Origin of the sequence: Halomonas sp. G15 (assembly GCF_021282295.1) — a bacterium.
GTDB classification, from domain to species: domain Bacteria; phylum Pseudomonadota; class Gammaproteobacteria; order Pseudomonadales; family Halomonadaceae; genus Halomonas; species Halomonas alimentaria.
This window is the reverse complement of the sequence record NZ_JAJSPA010000064.1, coordinates 1-9,617: the sequence shown is the minus strand read 5'-3', so window position 1 is coordinate 9,617 and position 9,617 is coordinate 1. Positions and strand designations below refer to the sequence as shown.

The 9,617-nt window shown below is 67.0% G+C and carries 10 protein-coding genes; 3 read left to right on the top strand and 7 right to left on the bottom strand.

What is annotated here, in order from left to right; all coding sequences use genetic code 11:
* Nucleotides 1-124: 124 nt before the first annotated feature.
* The 6 genes from LWH48_RS17590 to LWH48_RS17565 are packed head-to-tail and all read right to left on the bottom strand — an operon-like array spanning nucleotide 125 to nucleotide 4,668.
* Nucleotides 125-580: a DUF4426 domain-containing protein gene (locus LWH48_RS17590; RefSeq protein ID WP_232913594.1), complete on the bottom strand. Its 456-nt coding sequence runs from the start codon at nucleotides 578-580 to the stop codon at nucleotides 125-127.
* Between the two features lie 52 nt (nucleotides 581-632).
* Nucleotides 633-1,229, bottom strand: a complete 597-nt coding sequence (gene metW / locus LWH48_RS17585; RefSeq protein WP_232913593.1) for a methionine biosynthesis protein MetW — start codon at nucleotides 1,227-1,229, stop codon at nucleotides 633-635.
* Nucleotides 1,226-2,383 (bottom strand): homoserine O-succinyltransferase MetX, encoded by a 1,158-nt coding sequence (gene metX, locus LWH48_RS17580; RefSeq protein WP_232913592.1) that lies wholly within the window; start codon nucleotides 2,381-2,383, stop codon nucleotides 1,226-1,228. The genes metW and metX overlap by 4 nt, the downstream gene beginning before the upstream one ends.
* A 46-nt stretch (nucleotides 2,384-2,429) precedes the next feature.
* Nucleotides 2,430-3,023 carry a YggT family protein gene (locus LWH48_RS17575; RefSeq protein WP_161430155.1) on the bottom strand — a complete coding sequence of 198 codons (594 nt, stop codon included), beginning with the start codon at nucleotides 3,021-3,023 and terminating at the stop codon, nucleotides 2,430-2,432.
* Nucleotides 3,024-3,078: 55 nt separating this feature from the next.
* Complete coding sequence (proC, locus tag LWH48_RS17570; protein ID WP_232913591.1) at nucleotides 3,079-3,903, bottom strand: pyrroline-5-carboxylate reductase; 825 nt, start codon at nucleotides 3,901-3,903, stop codon at nucleotides 3,079-3,081.
* A 57-nt stretch (nucleotides 3,904-3,960) separates the two neighbouring features.
* Nucleotides 3,961-4,668 carry a YggS family pyridoxal phosphate-dependent enzyme gene (locus LWH48_RS17565; RefSeq protein ID WP_232913590.1) on the bottom strand — a complete coding sequence of 236 codons (708 nt, stop codon included), beginning with the start codon at nucleotides 4,666-4,668 and terminating at the stop codon, nucleotides 3,961-3,963.
* A 61-nt stretch (nucleotides 4,669-4,729) separates the two neighbouring features.
* On the opposite strand from LWH48_RS17565, the gene LWH48_RS17560 reads away from it, so the two are divergent.
* Both LWH48_RS17560 and LWH48_RS17555 read left to right on the top strand, forming a co-directional pair.
* Nucleotides 4,730-5,758 carry a type IV pilus twitching motility protein PilT gene (locus LWH48_RS17560; RefSeq protein ID WP_232913589.1) on the top strand — a complete coding sequence of 343 codons (1,029 nt, stop codon included), beginning with the start codon at nucleotides 4,730-4,732 and terminating at the stop codon, nucleotides 5,756-5,758.
* A gap of 50 nt (nucleotides 5,759-5,808) precedes the next feature.
* Entirely contained in the window at nucleotides 5,809-6,954 is a 1,146-nt protein-coding gene (locus LWH48_RS17555) for a PilT/PilU family type 4a pilus ATPase (RefSeq protein ID WP_232913588.1), read from the top strand.
* A gap of 21 nt (nucleotides 6,955-6,975) precedes the next feature.
* Here the strand turns inward: LWH48_RS17555 and LWH48_RS17550 are convergent, their stop codons facing one another.
* Nucleotides 6,976-8,130: an anhydro-N-acetylmuramic acid kinase gene (locus LWH48_RS17550; protein WP_232913587.1), complete on the bottom strand. Its 1,155-nt coding sequence runs from the start codon at nucleotides 8,128-8,130 to the stop codon at nucleotides 6,976-6,978.
* Between the two features lie 114 nt (nucleotides 8,131-8,244).
* On the opposite strand from LWH48_RS17550, the gene tyrS reads away from it, so the two are divergent.
* The gene (gene tyrS / locus LWH48_RS17545; RefSeq protein ID WP_232913586.1) at nucleotides 8,245-9,444 is read left to right on the top strand and encodes a tyrosine--tRNA ligase; all 1,200 of its coding nucleotides are present in this window, start codon (nucleotides 8,245-8,247) and stop codon (nucleotides 9,442-9,444) included.
* Nucleotides 9,445-9,617: the final 173 nt, after the last annotated feature.

The window sequence follows — 9,617 nt, the reverse complement described above, 5'->3', positions numbered from 1 at the left end:
AGCCAGATAACCTGGCTGCCAGGGAAAACAGACCACATGAGGTGGTCGGAAATTGATCGCCGACGCGGTGATTGAGTCACTCTGAGTTCCTCAGTCGCTCGAAACCGAATTGATCAGTGGTTCCCTAGCGGTCGATATAGAAGCGCTGGATGAAGCGCACACGGGCCGGCTCGGCGTTGCGGTCGTGGTACACCTCCAGGTCGAAGCGCATCGGCTCGTCATCGTCGATGCGGAACACCGCTACCTGGGAGGGAGTGTCGCCGATGCGCAGGGTGCGGAAGCTCAGCGGGCTGCCGTCGTCATCCTCGGCCACTCCGCCGACCCGGCCATCGACCCGGGCGGGCACGCTGCGGGTGGTGCCGTCCTCGCGCTCCTCGAGCACGCTGACGTTGAGCAGCGCCATCGCCGGACTGCGCTGGATCTCGTGTTCGCGGGCCACCGCCTCGGGCAGGAAGCTGGTGGTCACCGCGCTGTAGTGGATCTGGACGTCGCCTACCTGCTCGAACTGCTGGGCGGTGGCTTGTCCCGCCAGCAGCGTCAGTGCGCCCGTCAGCAGGGCGCTCAGGATGCCTCGCTTCATCGTCTTCCCTCTCTTTCCGTCAATCACCGCGTCAGCCACCGGTCGTTTCGGGTCAGCCGCGGGTGACCCGGAAGATCGCGATCTCGCCGAACAGGTTGGGCCACCAGCGTGAGGTCCAGTGGCCCTCGTGATCGCCGATGCCCACCGCCCGGTCGACGATGATCAGACCCTTGTCGCGGCAGAGTTGTTCAAAGTCATTGAAGGTCGACAGTTGGATGTTGGGGGTGTCGTACCAGGCGTGGGGCAGCGACTTGGAGACCGGCATGTAGCCGCGGATGCCCAGGTGGACCCGATGACGCCAGTAGGCGAAGTTGGGGAAGGTGATGATCGCCTCGCCGGCGACCCGCAGCATCTCGTCCAGGGCACGGTCGGGGCGGCGCAGGGCCTGGAGGGCTTGGGTCATCACCACCAGGTCGCAGGCGCCGTCGTCGAAGTTGGCCAGCCCGTCATCGAGGTTCTGCTCGATGACATTGACGCCGCGGGCGATGCAGGCGGTGATGCCGTCGGGGTCGATCTCCAGGCCGTACCCGGTGACCCCCTTGTCGCGGGCCAGGGCGTCGAGCAGGGTCCCGTCGCCGCAGGCCAGGTCGAGGATATGGGCGCCGGCCGGCACCCACTCGTGGATCCGCTTGAAGTCCGGGCGGTTCATGGGCGTTCCTCCAGGCCCAGGTCCCGAGCCACCCGCGACATGAAGGCGGCAAACACCGCCTGGTAGCGCGGCTCGGGCATCAGGAAGGCGTCGTGGCCGTGGCTCGAGTCGATGTTGGCATAGCTGACCGGCTTGCCGGCGCGGATCAGGGCGTCGACCAGCTCCCGGGAGCGTGAGGGCGGGAAGCGCCAGTCGGTGGTGAAACTGACCACCAGGAAGGGACACTGCGCCGGGGCCAGGGCGCGGGCCAGGTCGCCGCCATGAATGGAGGCCGGGTCGAAGTAGTCCAGCGCCTTGGTCATCAGCAGGTAGGTGTTGGCGTCGAAGGAGGTCGAGAAGGTGTCGCCCTGATAGCGCAGATAGGACTCCACCTGGAACTCCACGTCGAAGCCGAAGTTGAGGTCGTCGCTGCGCAGGTCGCGGCCGAACTTGTGGCCCATGGCGTCTTCGGAGAGGTAGGTGATATGCCCCACCATGCGTGCCAGCTTGAGCCCGCGCCGGGGGATGGCGTCGTGCTCGGCGTACCAGCCGTCATGGAACTCGGAGTCGGAGCGGATCGCCTGGCGCGCCACCTCGTTGAAGGCGATGTTCTGGGCCGAGAGCTTGGGGGTGGCGGCGATCACCGCGGCGCTGGCGACCCGCTCCGGGTAACTCAGGGTCCACTGCAGGGCCTGCATGCCACCGAGGCTGCCGCCGATCACCGCGGCGAAGCGCTCTACCCCCAGGCGGTCGGCCAGGCGGGCCTGGCTGTGGACCCAGTCGCCCACGGTCATCATCGGGAATTCGGGGCCCCACAGACGCCCGGTCTCCGGGTTGGTGCTGGCCGGGCCGGTGCTGCCATGGCAGCCGCCCAGGTTGTTGAGCGAGACCACGAAGAAGCGCTCGGTGTCGATGGACTTGCCCGGCCCGATATGGGCGTCCCACCAGCCCGGCTTGCGCTCCTCGGCGGTGTGGTAGCCGGCCGCGTGGTGGTGGCCCGAGAGGGCATGGCAGATCAGCACGGCGTTGGAGCGCTCGGCGTTGAGGGTGCCGTAGGTCTCGTAGACGAGGTCGTAGGCCGGCAGCGTCATGCCGCAGGCCAGGTCCAGGGGGTCGTCGAAGTGCGCCGTCTGGGGCGTCACCAGTCCGACCGAGTCGCGTGCGATCTCGGGCATCAGTCCTTCCGTGTCCAGTCGTTGCGGAGGTGGTTCGCTGCGGTCCTCAGAGCCCCACCAGGGCCCCGGCCACCCCGGCGGCACGGGTCAGCGAGGTCACCACGATACCATCGATCAGGCTGATGGCGATGAACACGAAGATCGGTGACAGGTCGATCATGCCCAGGGGCGGGATCACCTTGCGTACCGGTGCCATGATCGGTTCCAGCAGCTGCATGACCAGCAGCGCCCCGGGGTGGCTGGCGTTGGGTGCCACCCAGCTGAGGATGATCATCACGATCAGGGCGAAGAAGTAGATCTTGAGGATGGCGTTGGCCAGCGCCGCCACGGCAGCGATGGCGACCCCCGCGATGGAGGGGATGCCGAAGCCGGCGATCTGCAGGATGATCACGATGCTGACCGCCTTGATCACCAGGCCGGTGGCCAGGGTGGCCAGGTCGAAGCGCCCCATCACCGGCCCCAGGAAGCTCTGGAAGGGGCGCACCGCCGGCTGGGTAACCTTGACCACCGATTGGCTGATGGGGTTGAAGTAGTCGGCCCGGGATGCCTGCAGCAGGAAGCGCAGCATCAGCAGGAAGATATAGATATTGATCAGGGTGTTGACCAGCATCAGGCCGGCGCTGCCCAGTTGGCTGCCCATAAGGGCCCTCCTCAGGATTCGCTTGAAGTTGCGCAGCGCATGGCTGCACCTTTGCTCAGTTCTTGCCGAGTTCGTCGGCCATCTCGCGGGCACGCGCCGCACAGGCATCCATGGCCTCGGCCAGGGTGGTGCGCAGTCCGGCCTGCTCGAGGTGCTCGATGGCGCGCTCGGTGGTTCCGCCGGGCGACATCACGTTGCGCTTGAGTTCGGCCGGCGACTTGTCGCTGGCCATGGCCATCTTCGCCGCGCCGAGGGCGGTCTGCATGGCCAGGCGGCGCGCGGTGTCGGCGGGCAGGCCGAGCCTGGCACCGGCCTCTTCCATGGCCTCGAACATCAGGAAGAAGTAGGCGGGCGCGCTGCCGGAGACGGCGGTGACGGCCTCCAGCAGGCCCTCGTCGTCGACCCACTCCACCAGCCCCACTGCCTCCATCAGCTCGGTGGCCAGACGCCGCTGTGCCTCGCTGACCTTGGCATTGGCGTAGAGCCCGGCGGCGCCGGCGCCGACCAGCGAGGGAGTGTTGGGCATGCAGCGCACCAGCGGCAGGTCGCCGCCCAGCCAGCGCTCCAGGGTCTCGGCGGGCAGGCCGGCGGCCACCGAGACGACCAGCGGGCGGCGTGCCTGGACGGCGTCGCGCATGCCCTCGCACACCTGGCGCATGATCTGCGGCTTGACCGCCAGCACGACCACATCGGCCTCGGCCACTGCCGCGGCGTTGTCGGTGCTGGTTTGGATGCCGAGGCGCTCGCGCAGCGGGGCCAGCATGCTGTCATCGGGGGAGGTGGCGGTGATGGCATCGGCGCTGAAGCCGCTGTCGATCATGCCACCGATGATAGCGCCGGCCATGTTGCCGGCGCCGATGAAGGTGACTCGGTTTGCCATGGGAATGTCCTGTGTCACTCGCTTGAGGCGGCCGCCGCTGGCGGCCGCGGCGTTGGGTCACTCGTGTCGCTGTCTTGCCCCGAAGATGGCGGTACCCAGGCGTACCAGGGTGGCACCCTCCAGCACGGCGGCCTCCAGATCGTCGCTCATGCCCATAGAGAGGGTGTCCAGCGGCGCCTCGGGGAAGCGCTCGCGGAGCCCCTCGAGGGCCTGGCGCAGCCGGGCAAGGGGGGCGCGCTGGGCATCCAGCCCCTCGGCCGGGGCGGGTATCGCCATCAATCCGCGCAGCCGCAGCCGCGGCATGGCCAGCACCGCCTCGGCCAGGGCCGGAAGCTCGTCGAGGCTCACCCCGGACTTCGAGGCCTCGGCACTGATATTGACCTGCAGGCAGACCTGAAGGGGTGGCAGCGCCTCGGGGCGTTGATCGTTGAGGCGCCGGGCGATCTTCACGCGGTCTACGCTATGTACCCAGGCGAAGCGCTCGGCCACCTCGCGGGTCTTGTTGGATTGCAGCGGGCCGATGAAATGCCACACGATGCCCGCGAGGTCGGCCAACTCGTCCTGCTTGTCCAGCGCTTCCTGGACATAGTTCTCGCCGAAGTCGCGCTGGCCGAGGTGCCAGGCCTCACGGATCATGGCGGCGGGCTTGGTCTTGCTCACTGCCAGCAGGCGGGCATTGGCCAGCGGGCGGCCAGCCTGCTGCAGGGCATCGGCCAGGCGCTGCCGGGCGGCGGCAAGGGATTCGGAGATCACCGGCTCCGTCATGTCTCAAGCTCTGTCATACTGGACCTCACAAGACGCACCACATCGGGAGCAGGGAAAACGCATGGATATTACCGAACTGCTGGCGTTCTCGGCAAAGCAGAACGCCTCCGACCTCCATCTATCGGCTGGCCTGCCGCCGATGATTCGCGTGGATGGCGATATCCGCCGGCTCAACGTGCCGGCCATGGAGGATCGCGAGGTCCGCAAGCTGATCTACGACATCATGGCGGATCGGCAGCGCCGCGACTACGAGGAGTTCTTCGAGACCGACTTCTCCTTCGAGGTGCCGGGCATCTCGCGCTTTCGTGTCAACGTCTTCAACCAGGCCCGCGGTGCGGGGGCGGTGTTCCGTACCATCCCCACCGAGGTGTTGACCCTCGAGGACCTGGGGATGGGGCAGACCTTCCGCCAGCTCTCCATGCTGCCGCGTGGCCTGGTCCTGGTCACGGGCCCCACCGGCTCGGGCAAGAGCACCACCCTGGCGGCGATGATCGATTACATCAACGACAACCGCTACGAGCATATCCTGACCATCGAGGACCCGGTGGAGTTCGTCCACCGCAGCAAGCGCTGCCTGGTCAACCAGCGCGAGGTGCACCGCGACACCCATGGCTTCGCCCCGGCGCTGCGCAGTGCCCTGCGCGAGGACCCGGACATCATCCTGGTCGGTGAGCTGCGTGACCTGGAAACCATCCGCCTGGCGCTCACCGCGGCCGAGACCGGCCACCTGGTGTTCGGCACCCTGCATACCACCTCCGCCGCCAAGACCATCGACCGGATCATCGACGTCTTTCCCGGCGACGAGAAGTCCATGGTGCGCTCGATGCTCTCGGAGTCGCTGCAGGCGGTGATCTCCCAGACGCTGCTCAAGCGCATGGGTGGGGGCCGGGTGGCGGCCCACGAGATCCTGGTCGCCACCGCGGCGGTGCGTAACCTGATTCGCGAGGACAAGGTGGCGCAGATCTACTCGGCCATCCAGACCGGCGGCAACCTGGGCATGCAGACTCTGGATGCCGCCCTGGCCAAGCTGGTAACGGACAATGTGGTGGCTCGTGACGAGGCCCAGGCCAAGGCCAAGGGCATGATCTGAGCGAGTCAGGGGCGAGACAGAACAACACTACAGGCAGAGGGAGCAGGGAGATGACGGCTCAAGAGTGGCTCAACCAGCTGCTGGATATCATGGTGCAGAAGGACGCCTCGGATCTGTTGATCTCGGTGGGGGCGCCGCCGACCATCAAGATGGCGGGCAGGCTTACCCCCATGGGCGAGCAGGGGCTCAGCGTTCAGCAGGTCAACGAGCTGGTGGCGGCGTCGATCCCGGAGATGCTCCGCGAGCGTTTTGCGGTGGAGCACGAGGCCAACTTCGCTCTCAGTTTGTCGGGCAAGGGGCGCTTCCGCGTCAGCGCCTTCCAGCAGCGTAACCAGAAGGCCATGGTGATCCGCCGTATCGGCTTCGAGATTCCCCATCTGGAGGAGCTGTCGCTGCCCTCCACACTCGGTGACCTGGCCAACAACAAGCGCGGACTGGTGTTCGTGGTGGGCGGCACCGGCACCGGCAAGTCGACCACCCTGGCGTCGATGATCCAGCAGCGCAACGAGACCCTGGGCGGGCATATCATCAGCGTCGAGGATCCCATCGAATATGTGCACCCGCACAAGAAGGCGATCATCAACCAGCGCGAGGTGGGCATCGACACCGACTCCTTCGAGGTGGCGCTCAAGAACACCCTGCGCCAGGCGCCGGATGTGATCCTGATCGGCGAGGTGCGGACTCGCGAGACCATGGAGCACGCCCTGACCTTCGCCGAGACCGGCCACCTCTGCCTGGCCACGCTGCACGCCAACAACGCCAACCAGGCGCTGGATCGCATCATCAACTTCTTCCCCATCGAACGGCACGCCCAGGTGTGGCTCGACCTGTCTCTCAACCTGCGTGCCATCGTCGCCCAGCAGCTGCTGCCCACCTTGGATGGCGGGCGCTGTCCGGCTATCGAGATCATGCTCAAGTCGCCGCTGATCGGTGACCTGGTGCGCAAGGGGGAGGTCTCCGAGATCAAGAACGTCATGTCGCGCTCTCGGGATCTCGGCATGCAGACCTTCGACCAGGCCCTCTATGACCTGTTCAAGGCGGGCAGGATCTCCGAGGAGGTGGCGCTGGTGCACGCCGACTCGGCCAACGACCTGCGCATGATGATCAAGTATGGCGGTGGGGAAGGTAGCGAGGGGATCGGTCAGGCCAAGGAAGCCGCCAGTCAGCTTTCACTGAAGCGTGACGACGACTTCTGAACCGCTGCCGAAGGGCGGCGATCAGGCGGCGTAGACCCCTCCCAGTACCCGGGGGCCGGCGGCACCGGTGACGCTGGGCAGGTTGCCCGGGAGTCCGGCCAGTCGTCGCCAGGCCAGCCAGGCGAAGGCGCCGGCCTCCAGCCAGTCGGCCGGCCAGCCCCACTCGGCGCTGTCGCCGAGGGTCGCCTCGGGCAGGCGGCGGGCCAGCCGCCCCAGCAGGTCGCGATTGTGGGCGCCGCCGCCACAGGGGATCAGCCGGGCCGCGGGCGGGGCATCGAACCGCTCCCGGGCCATCTCCACGGCCAGCGCGACGCTCGCCGCAGTCAGCTCGGCGAGGGTTGCCTGCACATCTTCGGGGCGCTCCTCTCCGCCCAGCCGCTTCTCCAGCCAGTCGAGATGGAAGAGCTCGCGACCGGTGCTGCGCGGTGGCGGCAGATGGAAGAAGGGCTCCTCCAGCAGGCGTGCCAGCAACGTCTCGTCGACCCGTCCCGAGGCGGCCCAGGCGCCGTCCGCGTCGAAGGCGCCGCCGCGGTGACGGGCGTGCCAGGCGTCCAGCAGGGCGTTGGCCGGCCCCGAGTCGAATCCCAGGGGGGCGCGTTCGTCTTCACCGGGGGGCAGCAGCGTCAGGTTGGCGAAGCCGCCCAGATTGAGTACCAGCCGCCACTCGTGGCGATCGCGGAACAGTGCCTCATGGAAGGCCGGTGCCAACGGAGCCGCCTGGCCACCCGCCGCCAGGTCGCGACGCCGGAAGTCGGCCACCACGGCGATCCCGGTGAGTTCGGCCAGCCGGCTGGGGTTGTCGAGCTGCAGGGTGTAGGCGGGGCCATTGGCATGGCTCCCATCGGGATGTCCATAAGGGGCGTGCTCGATGGTCTGGCCATGGCTACCGATGGCCACTACCGCCTCACGCGCTGTTCCGCTGGCGGCCAACAGGGCGGTCACGGCCTCTGCCTGGAGCCGACAGAAGGCTTCCTCGGCCGCCGCCAGTTCGGCGAATCCGACGCGCTCGGCGTGGCAGAGCTCCCAGAGCCGCGACCGCAGTGCTGCCGGCATCGGCTCGGCGTGGCTGGCGAGGAGGCGGGGGTGGCCCCCGGCTGGCCTGTCATCGATCTCCACCAGGGCGGCATCGATGCCGTCCAGGCTGGTGCCGGACATCAGGCCGATATATAGGGGCATGGCGGTCTCCCGGGGCAGTGTGGCGTCAGCGCAGAGCGTCGACTCATGCTACCATCCTGCCCCATTCGATGGCCTCATCGGGGCCGGGCAACCTGATACGTGGAGTAGGAGACGATGAGTGATGTGGCGAGCGCGCTGGCGCTGCTGAAGCGGGGAACCCAGGAGATCCTGCTGGAGGAGGAGCTGGTCAAGAAGCTGAAGTCCGGGCGCAAGCTGCGCATCAAGGCGGGCTTCGATCCGACCGCCCCGGACCTGCACCTGGGACACAGCGTGCTGCTGACCAAGATGCGCCAGTTCCAGGACCTGGGGCACGAGATCATCTTCCTGATCGGCGACTTCACCGGTCGCATCGGCGACCCCACCGGCAAGAACGTCACCCGCAAGCCCCTTACCGAGGAGGAGGTCAAGGCCAACGCCCAGACCTACAAGGAGCAGGTGTTCAAGATCCTCGACGCCGACAAGACCGAGGTGCGCTTCAACTCCGAGTGGTTCACCGCCATGAGTGCCGCCGACATGATCGAGCTGGCCGGGCAGAGCACGGTGGCTCGCATGCTCGAGCGGGACGACTTCGAGAAGCGCTACAAGGGGGGGCAGTCGATCTCCATCCACGAGTTCCTCTATCCGCTGGTCCAGGGCTACGACTCGGTGGCCCTGAAGGCGGATATCGAGCTGGGCGGCACCGACCAGAAGTTCAACCTGCTGATGGGGCGCGAGATCCAGAAGCACTTCGGCATGGAGCCCCAGGTGGTGATCACCATGCCGCTGCTGGAAGGGCTCGACGGCGTGCAGAAGATGTCCAAGTCACTGGGCAACTACGTGGGTGTCGACGAGGCGCCGGGGGCGATGTTCAACAAGCTGGTCTCGATGCCCGACAGTCTGATTTGGCGCTATTTCGAGCTGCTCTCCCTCAAGCCCAACGAGGAGATCGAGGCGCTCAAGCGCGACGTGGAGGCGGGCGCCAACCCACGCGACATCAAGATGGTCCTGGCGCGTGAGCTGATCGCTCGCTACCACGGCGAGGAAGCCGCGGCCAACGCCCACCGCTCCGCCGGCAACCAGCTGGCCGAGGGCGAGCTTCCCGAGGACCTCCCCGAGATCGAGGTGGACTTCGAGGGTGGTGCCCAGGCACCGATCGCTGCCGTGCTCAACCGCTCCGGGCTGACCAGGAACAGTGCCCAGGCCAAGGACATGCTCGGCAATGGCCGGGTCAAGGTCGATGGCGAGTCGGTGGCGCGTGATCACATGCTGGAGACCGGCCGCAGCTATGTGATCCAGGCGGGCAAGAAGCGGTATGCCCGGGTCGTGCTCAAGTAGGGAGTGCCATACTCCCGAAACTTTTTATCCGGAGGTATTGCACGCCGCCGGGGAAAGCCGTAAAGTACGCATCCGCTGCCGGCGACGGGCACACGTTGCAGGCGGTGGAAGTGGCAGAAGTGATTGTTCTGCATGGAGTTTTTCGGTTTACTTTCGAAACATTCCGATTGACA